This window comes from Candidatus Nitrosocosmicus oleophilus, assembly GCF_000802205.1.
In the GTDB taxonomy this organism is placed as follows: Archaea; Thermoproteota; Nitrososphaeria; order Nitrososphaerales; family Nitrososphaeraceae; genus Nitrosocosmicus; species Nitrosocosmicus oleophilus.
In genome coordinates this window covers 2,547,873-2,569,095 of record NZ_CP012850.1, presented here as the reverse complement: position 1 = coordinate 2,569,095, position 21,223 = coordinate 2,547,873, and the positions used below count along the sequence as shown (strand labels likewise).

The 21,223-nt window shown below is 33.2% G+C and carries 19 protein-coding genes and 1 pseudogene; 10 read left to right on the top strand and 10 right to left on the bottom strand.

Annotated elements, in window-relative coordinates; genetic code table 11:
* Positions 1-553: 553 nt before the first annotated feature.
* Positions 554-2,938 (top strand): DNA polymerase domain-containing protein, encoded by a 2,385-nt coding sequence (locus NMY3_RS12360; RefSeq protein WP_196816154.1) that lies wholly within the window; start codon positions 554-556, stop codon positions 2,936-2,938.
* A gap of 411 nt (positions 2,939-3,349) precedes the next feature.
* On the opposite strand, the gene NMY3_RS12355 is transcribed toward NMY3_RS12360, so the two are convergent.
* On the bottom strand, positions 3,350-3,796 hold the full coding sequence (locus tag NMY3_RS12355; RefSeq protein WP_196816153.1) for an NUDIX domain-containing protein: 447 nt from the start codon (positions 3,794-3,796) through the stop codon (positions 3,350-3,352).
* Positions 3,797-4,948: 1,152 nt separating this feature from the next.
* On the opposite strand from NMY3_RS12355, the gene NMY3_RS12350 reads away from it, so the two are divergent.
* A complete protein-coding gene (locus NMY3_RS12350; RefSeq protein ID WP_196816152.1) occupies positions 4,949-5,236 on the top strand; it encodes a hypothetical protein in 288 nt (95 codons plus the stop codon).
* Positions 5,237-5,814: 578 nt separating this feature from the next.
* On the opposite strand, the gene NMY3_RS12345 is transcribed toward NMY3_RS12350, so the two are convergent.
* The 3 genes and pseudogenes from NMY3_RS12345 to NMY3_RS12330 form a co-directional block, all read right to left on the bottom strand.
* Positions 5,815-6,366 carry a hypothetical protein gene (locus NMY3_RS12345; RefSeq protein WP_196816151.1) on the bottom strand — a complete coding sequence of 184 codons (552 nt, stop codon included), beginning with the start codon at positions 6,364-6,366 and terminating at the stop codon, positions 5,815-5,817.
* Between the two features lie 743 nt (positions 6,367-7,109).
* Positions 7,110-7,718: pseudogene (locus NMY3_RS16720) on the bottom strand (Coq4 family protein).
* Positions 7,719-7,878: 160 nt separating this feature from the next.
* Positions 7,879-8,364: a hypothetical protein gene (locus tag NMY3_RS12330; RefSeq protein ID WP_196816148.1), complete on the bottom strand. Its 486-nt coding sequence runs from the start codon at positions 8,362-8,364 to the stop codon at positions 7,879-7,881.
* Between the two features lie 137 nt (positions 8,365-8,501).
* On the opposite strand from NMY3_RS12330, the gene NMY3_RS12325 reads away from it, so the two are divergent.
* Both NMY3_RS12325 and NMY3_RS12320 read left to right on the top strand, forming a co-directional pair.
* Entirely contained in the window at positions 8,502-8,729 is a 228-nt protein-coding gene (locus NMY3_RS12325) for a hypothetical protein (RefSeq protein WP_196816147.1), read from the top strand.
* Positions 8,730-9,300: 571 nt separating this feature from the next.
* Complete coding sequence (locus NMY3_RS12320) at positions 9,301-9,627, top strand: hypothetical protein (RefSeq protein WP_196816146.1); 327 nt, start codon at positions 9,301-9,303, stop codon at positions 9,625-9,627.
* A 740-nt stretch (positions 9,628-10,367) separates the two neighbouring features.
* Here the strand turns inward: NMY3_RS12320 and NMY3_RS12315 are convergent.
* The gene (locus tag NMY3_RS12315) at positions 10,368-10,568 is read right to left on the bottom strand and encodes a hypothetical protein (RefSeq protein ID WP_196816145.1); all 201 of its coding nucleotides are present in this window, start codon (positions 10,566-10,568) and stop codon (positions 10,368-10,370) included.
* An 873-nt stretch (positions 10,569-11,441) separates the two neighbouring features.
* On the bottom strand, positions 11,442-11,705 hold the full coding sequence (locus tag NMY3_RS12310) for a zf-TFIIB domain-containing protein (protein ID WP_196816144.1): 264 nt from the start codon (positions 11,703-11,705) through the stop codon (positions 11,442-11,444).
* 276 nt (positions 11,706-11,981) lie between these two features.
* Here NMY3_RS12310 and NMY3_RS12305 point away from each other — a divergent pair, with 276 nt between their 5' ends.
* The 3 genes from NMY3_RS12305 to NMY3_RS12295 all read left to right on the top strand — a co-directional run bounded on the left by NMY3_RS12305 (position 11,982) and on the right by NMY3_RS12295 (position 14,300).
* The gene (locus tag NMY3_RS12305) at positions 11,982-12,875 is read left to right on the top strand and encodes an IS5-like element ISThar1 family transposase (protein WP_196815659.1); all 894 of its coding nucleotides are present in this window, start codon (positions 11,982-11,984) and stop codon (positions 12,873-12,875) included.
* 362 nt (positions 12,876-13,237) lie between these two features.
* Positions 13,238-13,645: an NADPH-dependent FMN reductase gene (locus NMY3_RS12300; protein ID WP_196816143.1), complete on the top strand. Its 408-nt coding sequence runs from the start codon at positions 13,238-13,240 to the stop codon at positions 13,643-13,645.
* Positions 13,646-14,000: 355 nt separating this feature from the next.
* Positions 14,001-14,300, top strand: a complete 300-nt coding sequence (locus tag NMY3_RS12295) for a hypothetical protein (protein ID WP_196816142.1) — start codon at positions 14,001-14,003, stop codon at positions 14,298-14,300.
* 221 nt (positions 14,301-14,521) lie between these two features.
* Here the strand turns inward: NMY3_RS12295 and NMY3_RS12290 are convergent, their stop codons facing one another.
* Together NMY3_RS12290 and NMY3_RS12285 are read right to left on the bottom strand one after the other, a co-directional pair.
* On the bottom strand, positions 14,522-14,986 hold the full coding sequence (locus NMY3_RS12290) for a hypothetical protein (protein ID WP_196816141.1): 465 nt from the start codon (positions 14,984-14,986) through the stop codon (positions 14,522-14,524).
* A 1,191-nt stretch (positions 14,987-16,177) separates the two neighbouring features.
* The gene (locus tag NMY3_RS12285; protein ID WP_196816140.1) at positions 16,178-16,426 is read right to left on the bottom strand and encodes a hypothetical protein; all 249 of its coding nucleotides are present in this window, start codon (positions 16,424-16,426) and stop codon (positions 16,178-16,180) included.
* A 299-nt stretch (positions 16,427-16,725) separates the two neighbouring features.
* Between NMY3_RS12285 and NMY3_RS12280 the strand changes: the two genes are divergently transcribed.
* Both NMY3_RS12280 and NMY3_RS12275 read left to right on the top strand, forming a co-directional pair.
* Positions 16,726-17,451 carry a hypothetical protein gene (locus NMY3_RS12280; protein ID WP_196816139.1) on the top strand — a complete coding sequence of 242 codons (726 nt, stop codon included), beginning with the start codon at positions 16,726-16,728 and terminating at the stop codon, positions 17,449-17,451.
* Positions 17,421-17,615, top strand: a complete 195-nt coding sequence (locus tag NMY3_RS12275) for a hypothetical protein (RefSeq protein WP_196816138.1) — start codon at positions 17,421-17,423, stop codon at positions 17,613-17,615. Before NMY3_RS12280 ends, NMY3_RS12275 begins: the two co-directional genes overlap by 31 nt.
* Positions 17,616-17,854: 239 nt before the next feature.
* On the opposite strand, the gene NMY3_RS12270 is transcribed toward NMY3_RS12275, so the two are convergent.
* Both NMY3_RS12270 and NMY3_RS12265 read right to left on the bottom strand, forming a co-directional pair.
* The gene (locus tag NMY3_RS12270) at positions 17,855-18,451 is read right to left on the bottom strand and encodes a hemerythrin domain-containing protein (RefSeq protein WP_196816137.1); all 597 of its coding nucleotides are present in this window, start codon (positions 18,449-18,451) and stop codon (positions 17,855-17,857) included.
* Positions 18,452-18,777: 326 nt separating this feature from the next.
* Positions 18,778-19,536, bottom strand: a complete 759-nt coding sequence (locus NMY3_RS12265) for an SDR family NAD(P)-dependent oxidoreductase (protein ID WP_196816136.1) — start codon at positions 19,534-19,536, stop codon at positions 18,778-18,780.
* Between the two features lie 215 nt (positions 19,537-19,751).
* Here NMY3_RS12265 and NMY3_RS12260 point away from each other — a divergent pair, with 215 nt between their 5' ends.
* Positions 19,752-20,324: a hypothetical protein gene (locus NMY3_RS12260; RefSeq protein WP_231100052.1), complete on the top strand. Its 573-nt coding sequence runs from the start codon at positions 19,752-19,754 to the stop codon at positions 20,322-20,324.
* The last annotated feature ends 899 nt before the right edge of the window (positions 20,325-21,223 follow it).

The following is a 21,223-nucleotide window of genomic DNA, read 5'->3' as shown; positions in this document are numbered from 1 at the left end:
TGGAATTCCAATAATGAGAAAATTACAATAAAATATCTTCTTGAAATTAGTTTCTGCCAGATTAACACTTGAAGCCGTTTCTTTTATGGAAGATTATAAGATTGTTCAAGCTGACAATGATCCTGAGATAGCATAGAATATCTTAATTCTATTACCCAATTCCTAGAAATGATGAATTTGGGTTCATTTAACACACAATATTAACTTGGTGGGTGTCAATTAAATCCAATTCATCGAATTAAGAATGCGTTAGTGTTTGATCGGATATAATTACTTACTACTGGTAATTAATATTACATAGCGTAATTATAGTATACACAGCGTAATAGATATAAACATGTTCTAACATTTATCAATATGGCGATAATCTCAACCATATCTTCTCATTTGTATAATCATCCTAATAGCAAAATAGAATTCTATTCCTATTTGGGTAAGATTATTTCGTTAAGTATGGATCAATACTTACATCACCAAATACAAACTAATTTGATTAAGTATATTCAAATTTTTCTATTAGCCTCATCGATTTATGGTTGACTTGCTGATAACCATGAATGGTTGGCTATTTGACATATATTATCAAAAGGATAGAATGATTTTATGGATAAAAGAAAGAAAGGGTAATGTAAAAAGACTAGAGTATTTATGGTCCCCTTCAATATATGTAACGTCAGATCTAAAATCTGAGTTAGTAGACTTGGTAGGGAATAGCAAAATTTCTTCCTCAATTAAGGAATATCAATTTGAATACAAATTTGAACATCCTTCTTCCGTTATTGTTGATAAGTGTAAAAGGAATGTAACTCTGAGACTAACTTTGTCCGATTCAATACATATATTAAATTTAGCAAAACGAATTGAAAGACTTTCTATTAGATTTGGACACTATCGACTATACAACGTAGATATATCACCTGAACAGTCTTTCTTGTACGAAAAGGATCTCTATCCACTGGGATTATACAACATAGAAGAAATAAGATCCACGGAATCAGTACAAACTAACATATATCAAGTAGTTAACGATAAGAACGACGATATTGACTCATTTGAATATATTGTTCCAAATTTTAAATTTCTATCATTTGAATTAATTTCGGAGAGAAAATCAATAAGAAATGATTTAGAAGACAGGATTCTAAAGATAAAGATTATCTCTTTTGAAAAGGATAATGTGATCAAGGAAGACTTTTCGATATCTGAAGAAAATGAACTTGAAACAATATTGGAATTCGCTTATGAAATTAATAGAATAGATCCTGATATTATTATAACTAAAGGTGGAGACCAATTTTTGTTTCCACATTTATTTCACAGAGCCAAAGCCAACAAGATTGAGAATCAGTTATTGATAAATTTGAATCGCGAATCGAACATAGAATATTTACTAAAGAAAAATAAATTGTTTTCAAATAAAAGTATCGGATCTAATGACCTGTCCTCAACATCGTACATCTCTTACGGAAAAGTGTATTTCAAACCACAACCGTTTTTTTTATACGGCCGAATTCACATCGACATTAACAATTCATTTATTTATAGGGACAATGGATTGGAAGGATTAGCAGAATTATCCCGAGTTTGCAGAATTCCATTGCAACTAGCATCAAGATCTACTATAGGAAAATGTCTAAGCAGTTTGTATTTTTATAATGCTCATAAAAAGGATATATTGATACCCTGGAAGCCTATAACTTCGGAAATCTTCAAGTCATTTTCTGATTTATTAAAGGTAGATAAAGGGGGCTTTGTCTTTGAGTCCAAACCTGGAGCATATGACAATGTAGCAGAATTTGATTTTATATCTCTTTATCCAAATATCATGCTAAGGAAAAATATTTCTTCAGACACAATCAATTGTGCATGCTGTAAATCGGCAACGGATAACAAAGTACCAGAGCTTGAACATCTTTATCACTTGTGCAAAAAAAGGATAGGAATAGTACCTTTATCTCTTAAAACAGTTCTAGATAGACGATTAGAATACAAAAAAAGAAAAAATCTGTGTATATCTAAGAATGATGAGTATTTAAAAAACTGTTATGACAACAGACAAACTGCTTTAAAATGGATCCTAGTTACTTCCTTTGGATATCTTGGATTCAGTAACTCAAAGTTTGGTAGGATAGATGCTCACATCACTGTATGTGCCTTTGCTAGAGATATACTGATGAAAACGTCTAAAATAGCAGAGAAACACGGATTTGATGTAATTCATGGTATTGTGGACTCCATCTGGATAAGCAAAATAGATAATATAGAATATTCATTATCGGTAGCCGATTCTGCTCACCGATATATTAATTTAAAAAAAGATATAGAGGAACAAACAGGTTTTTCCATATCTTTTGAAGGAGTGTACAAATGGATCGTTTTCGATTCATCTAAGATCAATCCTGACTTACCAGCCTTAAATAGATACTTTGGCGTTTTTGAAGATGGGACCATAAAGATGAGGGGAATTGAAACGAGAAGACATGATACTCCTGAACTCTTTGTCTATTTTCAAGAGGAGTTAATGAAAATAATGTCTGCCTACAGCAACATTCATGAAATCACTAAATGTTTGCCGATTTTAGAGAGTATATATAAAAAATATATAAATTTAATATGCACTAAAAAAATTTCATACACCGATCTGATATTTACCAAAAGGATGTCAAAAGCAAGTAATGAGTATGCAGATAGAGATACAATTGAAAACTGCGTTTTAAAACAACTAACTAACAATGGGAAATCCTTGAATGCTGGAGAAGAAATTAAATACATAATTACGAATTTTTATCATGAGAATTTTCTGGAAAGGGCTATACCAATTGAACTAATTGATGAAAACGATATCAAATACGATACGAAAAGATATTTAGAATTATTGAAAGAAACTTATGATTCCGTAACTAAATTTTTCTATTCTCAAATTCCTAAATTTGATTGATGGACTCACTGAATTCATTCATAAAATAGATGTGCAAAATCTTATCATCAACCTGTTACCAGGTTTGATTTTATCCACAATCTTTTTTAGAATACTTACAATTTTATTAAGAAATGGCTAATATATCACAAAAGTCATTTGTTTATATCAATTCGATTAGTTGGTAATATTAGCACCTAAATATTATTACAAAGTTTTCATCTATATCTAAAAAAGGATATTCCTCATTCATCCAGGTTTTTTATGGATACTTCAAATTGAAAAATAAAGGTTATAATGAATCAAAAACATAAGGCGTTTGCAAGACGACTAAACTTCCTTATTTAGAATTTCCAAATGGCTCTATAATCTTGGTTATAGAACTAGATGATGACATATTTATTAAGTTCCTCTATGAAATTAATCTTTATTTTATTTTTTTGATGACCAATAAGTTTGCCTAGACTGTTTCCATTCCTTGAAATCCATCAAAATTTTCTGATGATCAAACCCCAAGGTTTCTTCTTCTATAGATTCAAGATCTACCCACTTTGTTGTGGCTGCGTCATCTCCTGCGATCGGCTCTTTATTATCACTCTTATCAGATATTTTTCCAATAAATACCGTAGACATTATGTGACCCCTTGGGTCTCTGGAGGGATCAGAATATACTCCCAGTATATTTTCGAGTTCTATATCTAGAGAAGTCTCTTCTTTTACTTCACGTATTGCTGCCTCTTCTGCAAATTCGCCCTCATTTATAAAACCACCAGGCAATACCATCGTTTGTTTAAATGGATCCTTTTTTCTTTCGACCAAAAGGACTTTGGAACCTTTTTGAATTATGGTATCCACAGTAGGGGTTGGATTTTTATGCATTTGTTTTCCTACGTTCACACGGTTCAAATTACATTAATCAAATTAAAGTGCATGGTTGATAAGCAAAGTTAGGTATCTTTAAGATGAAATTTCAATCAGCAAAGTCTCCTGGTTAAACCCTTTGAAATGGTTAAATCTTTAGTCCTGATGCACATTTAATCAAGACAGGTAAAGAGACAAGAATGTGAAAAGATCATGTTATTAATAGTAATTGCTGGACAGATTGCTTTCTTACTTATATAAAATTTGGAAATGATCCAAAGTATACCGTTGCTAAATGTTATAAGTTATGCTATCATTCCAGGAATTGTAAATCATATGGTAAAACTAATTTTTTTTAGATTTGTCTACAAAGGTTTTCGTATTATCAGAATTTTTTCTAACTTATTTGGTTGTCTTTCCCCATATGCTGTTCAATTTATGAGATTGTACTCAAATACTTTTGGGTCTATTTGATTTTGGCCGATCGTATGGTATCTTCACCGATGCGGGAGACTCTTTATTTTGATTTTTTGTCATATTGTAAATAGTATCCAATAATTCACATTTTATACACATATTAACATTATCGTGATTCTAGTATAAAAGTTTTACTTTCGAATTATTAGTCGGAAATTTAGATTTAGGTATCAATGAATAAAAAAATAGACTAAAGGTAAAGTAAAATCTTTTGACTCCAAATTTTACTACTATCATAAATAGAACTATCTATAGAAAACGATTGAATACCAGCGCAGGTTGATCTAGAGGGGGCCTTTTATAGTGCATAAAAGAAGGTAATATCTCTACTCTAAAATATCTGATTATTATCTGTTGAATGAATTTATAATCCTTTTTCTTTTTTTGTTTGTGTTTGTTTATTTATCTTTAGACATGTTGATAAGTACAGGAATCTCTATTTTACAAATCCAATACGAGGGCCAGATAATCTCTTCCCATAAACATTTTAAATAATATATCTTATGTTTAATTCGACATTCATTGATACTGTATCTGTAATCCACTCTACATCCTACTACCTCACACTATTACCTTGATACTTTCAAAAAAGTGTAATTTTTGAATGTTTGAAAGTGTCATTGTAAATGAAAAATGAAAATCGTTTTGGTAGTTAAAAGCAATTATATGAATAGATAGGATATTTCCATTCATATGGATAAGGCGGAAAATCCTGTGAATAACGATTCATCTATTCCTAATTTTGAGGATAAAATATTAGAAAAATTATTTACGCAATCAAACCAACAAACTCCTGTGACAAATGATAGTGAATTGCGGGAAATATTGACAGACACAATGGGTTCTTCAAATTTTGAAATTGCCCTTGAAAATCTGATAGTAGGAGGGTTTGTTTCCCGAATAGGGGATACCGAATATAAAATTACAATGAATGGAATTGATGAACATATAAGACGAACTGGTGAAGGCGTACTCTATTAGATAAATATCCCTGACTTAAGGAGCGATAAGCGGGGTAATAAGATGCCTTGCCCAGACGTATTTGAGTAATATTCTATATGAATAGGATAAAATGAGAGCATCTCATCATATCAGGTTAACATTTTTAGTATGAACTAGATACGAGCTGAAAATTTGTTATTAGTCTAAAATAAGGTGCTAATTTAGAATCGTTTATTAAATGCAATATTAATATGAGTCTGCTGACTTCGGTTTGAGGCAATCATCATCTAGATGATCTGACACCTTTCGATTTCATTCCCCCATACCTCCAAGATACCAAGTTGTAAATAAAATATTTATCTAAAATATTTGCAACTTTCTTGATAAAATTCAAAACTCTAATTAGCTTTTGTCTAATTTGAAACCAAATTATTTCTATTATGAATCTCATGGTCTCATGTACTTACGATCTTTTTCGAAAAAATTGACATTCTACTATTTATGGTAGTTTTGTAGTGGTAATGTCTACATTTAAATGAGTTGAGAATATGATTTAGAGACATTCTCTTTATGACCCGATTTAACTAGTTTAATAGCAATGTAGACCAAAAAGGTTCTTAATCGTAATTGATTTTCACCCTAATAATTATTTGATAGAGTTGATTGATAAATACCATCAATTCTTTATTTGTATCTTGATGATTTCTTCTCATATAATGATAGAGTTCTTCAGTTGATGCGTGATAGTCTGTTCCAATATTCTTTGCTATTTCCAATGATATCAATGAAATTAATAATTTTCGGAGCGTAACATCTGGACCGTAATTTATCAAATCAGAATGTATTTCAGCGATAGTATTCTTAAAATTAGAATCTATGTATTTGTCCTTAGATTCTCTGGTCTTAATCGCAAATACATTTCCCATCATTCTTTTTTTCATATGTATGTTTTCTACCATTGCGATAAACTCATCGTCTAGATTTGATGATTTGCTCAAAACTTCTGAGAGCAAATCTGAAGCGTCTTGCTCGCTTACATTCATTTCTTCAGCAAGTACAAACAAAACATGGCAAGCCGCACATCCATTTTCTCTTACAACTTGAGGATTGCTTTGGACATGCTTTATAGCTTTAGAAATTATGTTAAGAGCTATCTCTTCCCTATTCATGAGAGTTACATTCTAATAAGATATAAAAACAAATAAGATCTTGAATCAAAATTGTCTAAAAACTAAATCTACTTTGATTATAGCCTTGCATTGATTTTGAGACGATAGTTTCATTGATATATTTGACCTTTATCTTCAGATTAACCTGGCCACCTACTTTGGAAATTGGGATCAGTAGATAACGAAAATTTTCTTGATGATACTACTCAAATACATCGCTTAGACTTTGAACCTTTAGCTTGGATATGTTGCTGAGAGCTACTAACCGATTATAAAACATAATAGTACTGTCTGCAAGCAGACTCTTTAAGTAATTATTATGTATTTCCCTCGTTCATGAGATGTTGGAAAGACATTGAAATTATTGAGCCATAATATTCTTTTTATTTTCGTACAATTTGCTTGATCAAAATGTTTCTAACAAATTCTTTAAGGAAAGCCCTTCGAGTCTCCTGAATTGAGCATGTAGCAAATATAGTAAAGTTTTCGCCTTAATTTACTGTCAATATCATCCTTGGATTATAAGTGGATATCATACCAACGAGTTTGGAAGTCAATGACATCTTATCAAGGGTTAGATAGATTACATCGATTATCAACACAAAAGGCGGAGCCGGAGTCAAATTGGATTTCACTGTCATGTAGTAACAAATTATTTGAGGTTGACAAACAAACAAACGTTATTGAATTTAAAATGATCAATATTTGGAGACACTAAAAAATTAAGTGGTTGTACCGAAAAACTAGTAGATACCCGCCTCTTTTATCTTTGGATATTGATACCAACTTGGACCTTCTTTGAGAGGCGTGATATTCAACTCCTTTCTAACTTCATCAAGTGGCTTTTCAAGCATCTCTTCAAATTTTACTGGAAACAGTGGTTTGCATTCTTGTGCCATTTAGATTCCTTTTGATAAATTCCCAAAAATTGTAGATGAATGAATTTTTTCAGAATTAGGAATGCTTGCTAATCCTGGAAAACATGCTGATCCTACCGCAACTAGGTCAATTAGCATAAAAGCAGGATAAGAATATTGAGTCACATTTAGTGGTATTACTCCAATTTCTCCTATGGCCATATTAAACCCGCTAACTATGTGATACATGTCATGCGTCTTTCTAACTCTCATTGTTACATGATCTGTATCGTTATCCAAAGACGGCCTGTCTCTTGATTGATAAAAATGAGGCTCAAAACCCATCGTTTTCATCAAAAATGCGTAAGTATAACCCAGAGAACCCTTTGGTGATTTCAACATTTCATCCAGTTCATATTCTGGCCCCATGTATCTTTCTTCAAACATCTTTGTAGATTCAGGATCTTCTCTTAATCTTTCTATACAATTCTTCATCCAAATCGTATCCCGGAACCCGTCCTTAAGATCAAAGACTGTATCCAATTTACCACGATTTGTAACCAAGTGTCTTATCATACCTCCAAGCAGTTCTATATTATCCACCTTACTCATTAAGTCCATATATCCCATATTGAACACTGGAAACATCTGCATCCTAAGATGCATTTAGTTTCAAACTGAATAAGCATTGTTTGTCCGAACTATCAGGCAGATTTTGATTGAATGATCTGTCAGATTTTAGCTTTTTTTCCATCGTGACTTTTTGGATATCAGCGGTTGATTCCCAAAATTTAAGAAAATTTGAATACTCTAGTTTAACAAGATCGTACTTTGTCTTTTCGTCAATTTTTTTTGATTTTGAGGTGGATCTAAATTTGTAAACTATTTGTTGGTGATCCATCCCCATCAAGATAAAAGGTCCAGTGTATAATTCTGTATATCGATTCTGTTTATTGGAATCATAAGAGACAATAAGAACTACTGAGTTGTAAATCGGTTCCTTACTTATTCGGAAATCTATGACTCCTGAATATTTTTGCCTGAATGTTTCATCCACATAGGAGAGCAACTTGGAGTAATGATTCGAAAAGGGATCACTTCTAGTAGATTTCTCCTCGGATTTCTTTAAAAGCGGTGTCAACGTTCCTTTGGCTTCTTGCTCTTTGGCTTCATTGGGCCATCGAAATGAGTTGTGAATTCAAAGTCTTGGCCTAAAATACAAAGCTTTTCAATAGCGATATCTCTTTAGATTTAGAGATGCATTCCATAATCGTAGTGATGAAATTAGTCGAAGGTCCACAAATTATTATTATTTCTTTTCTGAAGCCCTCTAGTAGTGATTCTATTTGTGAATCCTTCATAGTAACCATTTCAAAAAAATTAAGGCTTGAATTCTTATCATCAACTTTTATCTTGCCAGCGTATAAAAAAAAGAATCAATCCTACTATGACTGCGCTAACAATGGCGAGGATCCCAGTAATTCCTTCAAGTGCTTGACCGGGTGACCAAGTCCCAGTAGTTAAATGGACGATCGATTCTATAATATTTTCAATGTATTTTATTATTATCACGGATAGTAGGATTTCAATAAGCCAAAACCACCCTATTTTCAAACGTTTAAAACCAATTCTCTTTAAAGAAAGTTCTGCAATTATATGTGATAAAAATATTCCAACCAATTTCCTAAATATGAAGGAAAGTGGAAATATTTAATTGAATGCAAAATTCTAAATATATCTACCTTTATTTGTTCAAAAGGTTGATTCAACACACTAAACATCACTATTACGACTTTTAAATCCATCTCATGATCTTCCTAATGTGATTTCTGTACTTGATATTTCTGTTGAATCGATAACAGTTAGAACCCTCTTGTTGTTGAATCTAGATGATTGTCGTTATTATTATTAATTGAAATGGGATGGTAATCTACAAGTGACCAAATCCTTGAAAACAAATCAAATCTTTGATCCACTAGATATTAATAATTTGTGATACACTATTAAATCTACTTTGTGTGATCTTATGTAAATCAAGAGATTTTACATGGATTTATCGTTTGTCCCTGTTCTACAGATGAACGAAATCTTTAATGCGATAAATCAGATACCTCACCGTCTGATTGGTTCTCAAGAAATTAACTCAGTAGCACTTCCACAATATGTCGAGTTTGAATTTTCTGGCTCCATAAATGATTTTGAAGATGCTTTGCACTCGTCGTTGGAAAAGAACTCTATTCTAGATTATGTAGTAACACGAGACTCTCTAAAGGAAAACACATTCACCTTGTTAAAAACTGGGGATTTAGGACAATTGGGTATTTATTTTTGCGATTTTTGTGAAGCATTTTTCAACAGTGAAGAAGGGAAGTACATACACGAGAGGGCCCATTATTTTTATTAGCATGGATAAGTCGATCATAAATTGTCACTAGACGGTAGAGCAAAGTGGGTTTGGACTTTGAAGATGTTATTTAGTAGGTTCACGAATACACTATTATCTACTATGTTATTAACTATCCAACTAATACACGTATGCTGGGTAATTATATTTATTATGACACTATGATATTAGAATATGAACAAAATGAAAATTATGGTAAGGTTCTACTCAATAAATTAAATTCTTAATTTTAATTCCAAGAAAAAGGATCATTTTCCGTTTTGAATAATTTGTGGAAATATTTCGGAACCGAGATTGACGGATCTCATTTTTCCTTCTGTCATCATATGATTTAATATCTTAACTGTATTCAATATCAACAATATATTACATAGTTTGACATCATCTGTTATTACGTTTTTCTTTTTTTGATATTCCTTTTACGAAGTTTAATTGGAAGAAATAATCCTAAAAATAAAACTATACAGTATATCTAAGGCAGAAGTCTAGTAGTTACTAAAAATAAGGTTGCATGTTCATGGCCCGCTTGGGAAGAAAAATAACTATACATTCAGAGTTTATAAATGTAAATCACCCAGACGAATGAATGTAGGGTAGTGAAGGATTACAGACGTGGTAGATAGGCTGAGTTCCATGATAATTATGTTAATTGAACAGGATCAAGCAAGATATTAAAGAAAAATGATTTATTGCTGCCGGGTCAATTAAGGGCTTGTTTAGTGCTATGACCCACTGTTTGTCTAATGTGCCTCATGATTATGCTTATCTAGTTCTTCAACGGTATCAAAAGCAGCACCGCATCTGCAGTCGAATTTCTTTTTATTTTCTTCTGACATTAGAACTGAGTATATAACAAAGTATTTAATAATAATATGAACACTAAAAATTATTTCTTTCCAACGTTTTGATCCATCCCTTTCGAAATCTGGAGTATTGACCAAACCAATGACCTTGTGCTCTGATATGAGAAAAGAATGTAACTAGTTCCAAAAACTACTTCGTTAAATCCACACTGAGATTTCCTTCTTTAAGAACTGGAGGATATAGGCAAAAACTTTTGGATGGGTTTATTAAAATTCAATTATGATTAGATTTCCTGAGAAAAAATCTGAGGGTCCTTTCCTAAGCCCGTTAGTTTATACAATATTAGGAGTTTGTATAGGGAATTTCCTCTCAAATTACCTGTCTTAAGACCTATTAGGTTTATGAAATTTTTTTTATTTCCAACATCTGTGTAAACTGTAACATGAAATTCGATTTATTCACCTCCGACTTTCAACTATCACTACTGGTCGCTAGCAAAGGATTTAGAGTATTTTGAAGGTCAAAAGATCAAATGTTTTACGATATGATTCTTATATAGCAAAATCATGAATACTATTGCAAGATGGATTCTCGTAAATATCATATTTGCAGAGACTGCGGTCACCTGAGGATTTCTCACAAATACATTTCAAAACAATCAAAAGACCATCATTGTTACCTATGTTCATGTACAAAATTCCTCGGCTACGACAAAGATTAAGTATTTGTATTTCGTTCATTCTAATAAGAAAGATTTGCCGATCTGCATTTTGGACTAATCAAAGAAAATCATACATTCACAAAATTTCTGGGATAATCTAATTGAAGGGAAATATGATTCGGTAAGTACCAATAAAATCAACATATGGAAATAGACTAAACAGTTAAGAATGGTTATAACACTAAAACGGTTAGCCGATTAAATTCCAAGTTGAGGTACATTCAGAAACAACAGATAAAAAATAAAGAAAAATGATACTCATTTGCTTTACCAAATAACCGATAATTATCTAGTCAAAATCAAACATGTCACCGAAAAAACCTTTTTTCTTGTGCTTTCTTTTATTATAATAATCATCATCATCATCATGATCTTTCCCATAATGATATTTTTGATAATGGTCATCTTCATATTGATTCTGCATATTGGCAACTTTTTCCAACTCTCCTCTATCAAGCCAAACTCCGCGACATCGTGGACAGTAGTCAATCTCAACTCCATATTTGCTGCTTAACCTCATTTCCGATTCGCAATTAGGACATCTTAAGCTCATTAGCTTATTATTTAATTAAAACTATTTATAAATATAAGATCAAGGATTTTGGCAGGCTAAAAAGATTACTGAATATCTGAAAAATATGACCTCCCAAAGCCTCTCTTTCATATGATACAGTCAGCACTAAAGTAATTTTGTTGTTACTTAATTTAGGATATGTCTACATACACGTTAAAATGTTATCTATTTTCCTTCTTCTCTTGATTTTTATGTTCTAATCTGCTTTGTCGCCTAACTCAACATATTTAGCTGGAATGAACAGATTGATTATTTGTGATAGACTGGCCCTCTTACAATCGCTCATTAGTTCAACGCGGTGAGATCCTCTTCTCGTATGATTTCCTTGATGGTTGGGGTTCAGAGATAGAGAATATGAATATAAACAAAAAGGGTAAACCATTTGTATTTCCAGATTCTTTCATCTTGGCCATTGGTTACATTCGCTATTTATTTCACCTACCATACAGACAAACCCAAGGTATAATTAAGGCCACAGGAAAAAGGTTACCTGCTAATCCACCAAGTTATGGTCACATCTGTAAACGAATCAACAAGCTAAACATCGATATTAAAAGAGACAAGATGGATGACGATGATGACCTAATAATATCAATAGACAGTACAGGTATCAAGATTACTAACAGAGGTCAGTGGATGGATGAGAAATGGAATACACAAAATAGAAAAGGATATCTCAAGATCCACGTTGCTGTAGACATAAAGACCAGGAAAATCATTGCTTTGGAAGTGACAGATGAGAAGGTACATGATGGGAAAATGCTAAAGAAACTAGTCAATCATGTTTTGGATTCGAGAGAACCAAACACTGTAAAGATAAAATCGGTACTAGCTGATGGAGCCTATGATTCAAATCCAAACTTTGTGTATCTTGAGGACAAAAAGATCAATCCAGGTATAAAGGTAAGAAGGAACTCTATTGTTTCTCCTAAAAACAATAGGTTAAGGAACAACGAAGTAAAGTTACAAGCAAAGGATCTGTTGAAATGGAAGACAAAAAGAAAATACGGACAGAGATGGATATCTGAAACTGTGTTCTCAGCTATAAAGAGAATGTTTGGTGAATACACATCAGCAAACAGGTTTCAAAACATGGTAAAGGAGATCATGATAAAAGTATCATTGTATAACATTTTTAGAAGAATATAACATGATGATCATGATGATAACCGGAGAATAAGGAATTATGCAACAAAGCAGTTCTAATCTCCTGCGCGACTCCAATTCAGCGTTAAGGTCATATAGTCCATTTGTTGACGAACAATATTCTGTTACCGTTGTCGACTGAAGACTTTGATAGTCAATTTCACAATAGATCTATGCATTTATGTGATCAAATATAACAGTCTCAATGGCAAAGATCGCTGTAATCTTGGGATCAGTTAGAAGTGAAAGACTGGGAATAAGGGTGGCAAGATGGATAGAAAAAATTTTTAAGCTGAAATCACACCATATTTTTTATCGGTCCTTTAGAATTAAAATTGCCCTTGTCGGATCTAATGTAAAAGGAAATGTCTCATCCATCAGAAATGATCCAAGCTTTTAGAAATCAAATTAAAGATGCCGACGGTTATCTTCCAATCCCTCCGGAATATAATAGAAGTACGTCAAGTGCAATGAAAAATACACTGGACTATTTTTTAGAAGAATATTATTTCAAACCGTCAACAATTGTTTCATATCCACCAGGATCTTTTGGCGGGATCAATGCAACCCAACAACTTCGACTTGAGTTTGCCGAGTTAGGAGCGCCGTCCATTCCATCTTCCTTTACAATTCCTCGTGTGCACACAGTATATGGTAATGATCGGATTTTACTCGATGAATCTTATGATAGAAGAGTAGTCAGATTCTTTGAGGAATTTAAGTGGTTTATTGAAATTCTTGAGAACCAACGAAAAATAGGTGTACCATATTAGAAATGGTTCTGCTCAATTATCATTTGACATTTTAGTCCCAATTTTTCCGATACCTTTACTTTCATCCATGAAACTAAGCAATCTGGTAAGACCATTTTTTTTGATCTTAGGTAAAGAACAGCTAATAAAACAATTCCATACTCCTTGTTTCAATGACAATACTTTAATCGGCTACACTACACAGATTATCGTATAATATTCGATCATTGGTGATAGTGGTCTTCACAAGTCTCTTTAAAGCTCACAATGCTTGAAATGGAGAAGTATTCTTAAGGATAGCAGTAGAAAAATACCAAAAATTCTTACAGTATATAGATGAAAAATTCTAATATTATTTGCAGTAATATACTTCAATATGAGAACATTATTAAAGATAGTTGTTATATTTTCAGTTTTGAGCGTGACTGCATTATTTACGACGCTGAACAATAATGGAGCAGCATTCGCAATTTGTAGTGAAATAGATGATCCAAATATATCTTGTCATGAACAGTATAATACTCACTCCAATACCGCAACTTCCACTACCTCAACTACGAATGAGGATGAATCAGATTCTTTGCTTTGTTCAGACTTGAAATGTAATTTGGGAGAAGAATATTTATTAGATCCAGAAACTGATGTAATGGATGACCCGTTAGATCTATTGGATTAATAATACCTCACTAAAGCGGTCATAGATGGGCAAGGACGTTCAAGAAAAAATTATTGAAAATCCTATCTTTTCCTTTGATCTATTCAATGGTAGGGAAATAGTAACACAATCAAAGCACAATGAACTGATTTAGAAAGAGATCAAGAATAGTAATTTATCTTTGTGGTACTTAGATACTATGCGCTTTATGCAAGCCACCTTTTGTTTAGTTCTTATCTCCTTTAGTTTGACAAAAGTTCATCAAAACTGATCTCCAATTTTTTTGCTGATCCCAATAGGTTTGAAATATTTTGCATGACTTCTTGCTTAGCATCAATTGATTTTGGATCAATCGAGATTGTTTTCTCCAAGAAAGCTGATTTTTCCTTGATATTGATTGATTGGCGTTGTGGAAAAATCACGGCATTCATTTTATCATCGAAGATTAGCTTTTCCTTCGGCTCGAGGTTCTCATAATTTTCTAGTTGTTGTTCAGATACTGGTAATCTGATCCGCAGTGCGAACCGTGTCTCAATACCAGTGGCGGACATTATTTCAAGAATATATTCATGATCTGACTGGAGATACGCTTTGGCATAAAATTCTGACGTGACGACTGTTATCTTTTCCTCGCTCATCACAAAATTAGAGTCTCTTAACCATTTAGTAATATTGTTAAAGATAATCTCCTTATTATCGTCAGTCATTTTCATAAATATATTTCTGGAATTATTTAACCTAATTGTTTTAGTAAAATAATATTATTGTGACATGTTAAACTGATTCTAATATGCAAAGGAAATGGTATGCTTATACCTTAACATGTTACATAAGTATCGTGAAGTAATTTATGCTACAAAAATATTATTCTTACATTTTATTAATCACTATAACTAATTCATAAGGAAGCGATACCTCAAATTGTACGGTTTTATAGCGCTTAACAAACTCTTTCCGTGGATATCCTAGTAGTAGGAATTACTGGTTTTCCATCATCGGAAAACAGTGTATGGTACAATATTGGCGCTACGGGAACATAACGATCTTCATCTGGACATCTTCATCAAGACATCAAACGGAAATCAGATCAGTTATTGGTCCTCTAGTATAGCAAGACACTTGTCAATGTCAACTACCTGGGGTGAGCAACTTCTGTTAATAGCCTCATAGATCCACATTGAGGCATACAATTCTCATATCTCATAGGTGAATTTAATGAAGATAATGGGTAGAATACCCATATGATACGCTACCTTAACTGTGCATTTAGAAGATGTAGCATTAACTTAGAATTACCAATGCATATTGAAGACTATAATTAGATTTATTCATATTTCCTTATCAATTTCCTTGATAAGTACTCTGTTTCTTCCTTTCAAGATAAATCGTCGGGCATCATTTTTCTTGAATCCTATAGATTGGATGATAGAATTTTAGCCAACTTATTCAGGATAAGAGTTCGTTATGTTTTAATTTTTGATTTCATTTGAAATCATATCCAAACATGTGCTGATATAAATAAAAAATACCACAAAAAACCCCATGGTTATAGAAGCTATTATTTGAAATATTCGAAAATGGCATTTTGGTTTCAAATTTTGGCCTCAAACATCACTCAGGGGAATAATCCAATATATGGGAACGTGGCAGAATTAGGCTAAAATAATCTTTCGATTTTTGAATCTGTCGTGTTGTGGGATATCTTACCAGATCCAAAACCCTACGTTTGTGGGTGCATCGTAACAATCAAGTCAGGCAGGAACATATAACTGGTTTTATCATATAGAAAAATCTATTCAAACTTTAATATATATATAAATAGCAAAATCAATTATGGTAAAAAGACTTGGTATTATTTTTGCAGGACTATTGATAGTATTATTATTATCAAACATCAATCATAATGCAAACATCCAAGTATTAGCACAGCAAAATACTACTGCAAGTACTACAAACACATCTGTTCCTATTACTTCTGTTCCCATTGCTTCTGACACAGTATCAAATATTACAAAGCTTACTGGCGGAGTAAAGATAATTTCTCCAGATAAAGGAGATCTAGTCCCATTAAATTCAAACAATTCGCTAGTAATTAAAGGAGTCTCAAAGGATAATGTAACATCAGATTGTGATGTTTCTGTTATCATAAATAATGTAAAACCATATCAGAAAGTTAAACCTACAGGCAGTCAAGGAGATAGCGATTATTCTAACTGGCAATACACAGTATCAAGTAATTATACAAACATCAATGAAGGAAGCAACAAAATAACATCAAAGATTCTTTGTTTAGAAGGTCCTCAAACATTACAAGCCTATTACTCTGTAAATGTTACAGCTTCTAACTTTACACAAGCACAGTTATCTAGCTACAACACGATGTTAGAGTCTTCAAATTCAACAAATACTGGTAATATGAGTCAGGTATCAGGCGGATTACAGCCTTTTGCACAAATCCAACAATTCAATCAAGATACAGGAAATGGCCCAATCTGTTGTAAGACAACTGCAAGTAGTTCTCCAGGATCGGGAATTGGCAGCTCAAGCAGTAGCAGTAGCAATGACGACGACGGCGATTCAAGCAGTAGCAGTAGCAGTAGCAATGACGACGACGGCGATTCAAGCAGTAGCAGTAGCAATGACGACGACGGCGATTCAAGCAGTAGCAGTAGCAGTAGCAATGACGACGACGGCGATTCAAGCAGTAGCAGTAGCAGTAGCAGTAGCAATGACGACGACGGCGATTCAAGCAGTAGCAATGACGACGACGGCGATTCAAGCAGTAGCAATGACGACGACGGCGATTCAAGCAGTAGCAGTAGCAGTAGCAATGACGACGACGGCGATTCAAGCAGTAGCAGTAGCAGTAGCAGTAGCAGTAGCAATGACGACGACGGCGATTCAAGCAGTAGCAGTAGCAGTAGCAATGACGACGACGGCGATTCAAGCAGTAGCAGTAGCAATGACGACGACGGCGATTCAAGCAGTAGCAGTAGCAATGACGACGACGGCGATTCAAGCAGTAGCAGTAGCAGTAGCAATGACGACGACGGCGATTCAAGCAGTAGCAGTAGCAGTAGCAATGACGACGACGGCGATTCAAGCAGTAGCAGTAGCAGCAGCAATGACGACGACAGTTTTATGGATCGATTCAGCTTCTCAAACAGTATAGATGACTCTGACTTTGGATACGACAACGAAAACGGATACGACAACGAAAACGGATACGACAACGACAACGAAGGTTCAGGATCATCCAGCTCAGGTTTGGGCGGAATATTTGACGACGTCGAAGATACGATGAGATCTGTGGGAATTGATTTTAGTTTTAACTGATAATCATTTTTTATGAATTCAGACAAAACTATTCCTTCTTTTTATACTTTATGAGGTGGGAAGATCTTAGCCCTGCTTTTATATGGGATTAAATTAGAAAAAACGAAATCCCGGATAAGAGTGACTGGAATTGTCATCCTTTTATATTGAAATCAATTTTAGGGTCTCAAAGTTGATCCCTAGCTACGAAATCTTGATTTCTGCTTTCTTCCTAAACTAGAGTTCTCGAGTAAACAGCATCAATCCTTCATCCATTCTCTAGTCTCAAGATAATTTATTAACTTAATCATTTGTTCAATCCTTATTTTCCCGCCTACTTGATTCATGCATGATTCGTAATGCTTTAACAGCCATTCGTCTTCACTCTCGGATATAATCTTACCTTCTTCAACACTATCAAAGAAGTTATCTTCTTTTCCAGTATGGTCATCGATAAAAATGGCGTATGCTTTCAAGAATCTTGCAATAGGTTCTACGAGAAGTATCCTTTGTTCTTCATTATTATCGACCTCTTTGATTTTCGATTTCCATTCATTTACTGCTCTCCTGAGCATGATGGCTATTCTTCTTCCAAACTCATGCTCAATCAGAAATTTGCGTATTTCTTCTGAAAATTCACTATTTACTTTAGTTTCAGGAAAGTAGGCAGTTTCTTCTTTCCCATGGTGAAAATGATCAACAAATTCCTCAATTACTACTGAAATAATTTCTATATCTTCTATAGGAACATATTTAGCCTCGTATAGTTTCTTTGAGCATGTCAAAGCGACATCTTTAATTCTTCTTATGGTAATGTGATCATGCTTAAGATCTTGAGTTGATTTCAATTTTGACAATTAAGTATAGTAATTTGTTAATAAATAAATCCTCTAATTCAAGTGCCCGGATAGGATGGCAATTATTCACATATGATTGGTCGCTTCTTATTCTTGTAGTGTCCATTGGGTTATAGGTCAACCTATAAAAGTAAATCTTAATAATATTTTGAAAATTATTCAATCTCGTCATCGATCAATAAAGTACAACCAAAACCAATATTATTAGATGGATTTTCATAATAATCATCTCAGTTTTATCAAATATGGTTGAACCCATGTCGATTCAGTCGAATAATTTTGGAATAATCTGTGATTTGTCTTGTATGGCTAATCCGTACAGAGAATTATGAACCATAAGAGTTTCCGCGCGTTGGGAGTGCGACCCCATTAATTATTTTGGAATCTTCTGAAGCTAAAAAGCAAATTACCTTAGCCAAGTCCGCGGGTGCTATCCATGTTGAGAAATTGGACTTAGGCATGGCTTTTCTATTTGATTCCGTATCTATTATGGTTGGAAGAATGCAATTAATGGTTATATTTAGACCATTTGTCTCCTCAGCCATTGATTCAACAAGTCTTATTAATCCCGCCTTTGAAGCTGCGTACGCTGAATCATTACCACTGGCTTTTGCACCGGTTGCTGAAGATATATGAACAATCTTTCCAAACTTTTTCGTCTTCATAGAATTCATAACATGTTTACTTATGAGGAACGCAGATTTCAAATTAATCAACATCATCTTATCCCATTCTTCTTCACTTGTTTCACTTACACTTTTACCACCAATATACCCTCCAACTACATTTGCTAAAACGTGGACTTGTCCAAATTTTTCAAGTATACCTGAGATTAGTGTTTTGACTTCGTCTTCATGAGTAATATCAGCCTTCACGAATTCCACTTGTGTATGGTGATTCTCTTTTTGTTTCTTACTACTTCCATCAAGGATTTTTGTCTTCGATTCTTGCATTTCGGTTTCAGATCTATAAGTTATGATGATAGCTTTTGGAGAAAAGTTCATAAACGATTCTGATACTTTAGAACCTAATGCACCTGTGCCACCAGTAACCAATATCACTTGATCATAAAAATCACGATCCATTGGTTTACATTATACCTAGTTATGAATTTACTTTTCCATTCCTCTTTTAAAATGAATGCTCTGCCTATACACCAAATTTTGATAGAATCAATATAGTCTTCTCAGCCATAATATCTGAATCAACTAACTGGTCATGAACTACAAAATTGCAAATAATGTGAATGAATTTATTTAAATCTAGTATATTTCTTGATCAGATGGACCATACTATTAACGTGTCATTTTTGACCAATTATGATAAACTGATAGTTGAACTGGGCTGTGGCGATGGGAAATTTCTATATCAATTATCGAACAAGGATGAGAACCGGAATACCTTTCATCTTGGAATAGAGATAGATCCTTCTCAGCATAGGAAATCTTGCCTACTATTCTCGAATAGGAAGGATAATTTGTTATTTGTAAATAGTCCGTTTGAAAAGGTAATTGACGAATTACCAGATTATTCAGTAGATGAAATCTTGTCTGTGCTACCGCATCCAAAATATATTGATCGTGAAAATGAGATATTCTGGAAACCATTATACAAAACTTTATTACATAAAATTAAGAAAAATGGTCATCTGCTATTAATAACTGAGTACACCGATGAGCTCTTTTCACCGGTCATATGTGATGAATACATGAATTGGAAAGAGTGGATTATTGCCACTTTTACCGATTTAGGGTTTTGTGTAAATAACATAGTTGAAGGAGTACCTCCCAATTATACTTCTACGTATATAGATTTATTTAGTAACGATCAAGAGAGAATCAAAATTCTTACATTATTTTTGACCAACAATTGAAATTAGCCCGAAGAGCTTTTTACTAGTTGTAAGAAGTAGAATTCGAGCCAGAATGATATTTACGATATTCAAGAATTTTAAAGTTTTTTATACCTTACTGTCTTTACATAGATTCCGATTACTAGGACAATGATTCCAGTCCCTATAATTATATAGCCATTAAGTGTCCAGTCATGATTCGAGTACATAAATGAGGAAGAGGGGCCAATCAATGAAATGCTCTGTAACTGAAATATGATTCCCATAATAATCAATATAGATCCGAAAACAAACCACCATCTACCTGATTTGCGACTAAATTTTGTCATATCTAGTATGAATGGTAAATTCTAAGGTAAGTATAAACTAAGATCGCTGTATCAAACAACAAAATTGTCTACCAATGAGTGTGATTCTGATCGAATCTAGAAGCAGTGGTCTAGAATTTCAATGCTTGTTTTTTGGATTTGGAATAAGCTGTACCTCATTTTGTTTTCATTTAGGAATCTTACAGAATATAGTGGTAGTATTTTTTTTATTAACCCGTATATTCTATTATCCTATAATAAAATGTAATTCAGATATTGTCTGCTAGAAGGAACAGAATGAATGTCCTCGTACCATCATGATGTATAGTACTGAATCATGCAATATTTGTTATTCATTCATTCTTTTTTATTTTAAAAGTCCCGTTTATGGATATTTGATTTGTTGGTTCTCACATGTGCCTAATTTTGTAATTTGTATACTGCAAGATCAATATTAGTTTTAATGTAGATGGGAAAAGGATAACCTAAAAATTAGAGTAACTGCCGGCGAGCTCTGGATGAAATCTGCATACTGTGTTATTTCATTATGGTTACTACGCGAATGAATAAACGTTCATATGCGCATTCCTACTACGGAAATTCAAGTTTCGT

Bases quoted from the DNA above. Each gene is read 5' to 3' on its own strand.
- NMY3_RS12290 (WP_196816141.1), bottom strand. From the start codon at position 14,986: ATGACTGACGATAATAAGGAGATTATCTTTAACAATATTACTAAATGG.
- NMY3_RS12345 (WP_196816151.1), bottom strand. From the start codon at position 6,366: ATGAATAGGGAAGAGATAGCTCTTAACATAATTTCTAAAGCTATAAAG.
- NMY3_RS12300 (WP_196816143.1), top strand. From the start codon at position 13,238: ATGTCTCATCCATCAGAAATGATCCAAGCTTTTAGAAATCAAATTAAA.
- NMY3_RS12350 (WP_196816152.1), top strand. From the start codon at position 4,949: ATGGATAAGGCGGAAAATCCTGTGAATAACGATTCATCTATTCCTAAT.
- NMY3_RS12265 (WP_196816136.1), bottom strand. From the start codon at position 19,536: ATGGATCGTGATTTTTATGATCAAGTGATATTGGTTACTGGTGGCACA.
- NMY3_RS12285 (WP_196816140.1), bottom strand. From the start codon at position 16,426: ATGATAACAGAAACATCACAATCTGATGTTACATTATCCTTTGAGACT.
- NMY3_RS12320 (WP_196816146.1), top strand. From the start codon at position 9,301: ATGAACGAAATCTTTAATGCGATAAATCAGATACCTCACCGTCTGATT.
- NMY3_RS12275 (WP_196816138.1), top strand. From the start codon at position 17,421: ATGGATCGATTCAGCTTCTCAAACAGTATAGATGACTCTGACTTTGGA.
- NMY3_RS12310 (WP_196816144.1), bottom strand. From the start codon at position 11,705: ATGAGCTTAAGATGTCCTAATTGCGAATCGGAAATGAGGTTAAGCAGC.
- NMY3_RS12355 (WP_196816153.1), bottom strand. From the start codon at position 3,796: ATGCATAAAAATCCAACCCCTACTGTGGATACCATAATTCAAAAAGGT.
- NMY3_RS12295 (WP_196816142.1), top strand. From the start codon at position 14,001: ATGAGAACATTATTAAAGATAGTTGTTATATTTTCAGTTTTGAGCGTG.
- NMY3_RS12360 (WP_196816154.1), top strand. From the start codon at position 554: ATGAATGGTTGGCTATTTGACATATATTATCAAAAGGATAGAATGATT.
- NMY3_RS12325 (WP_196816147.1), top strand. From the start codon at position 8,502: ATGAAATTAGTCGAAGGTCCACAAATTATTATTATTTCTTTTCTGAAG.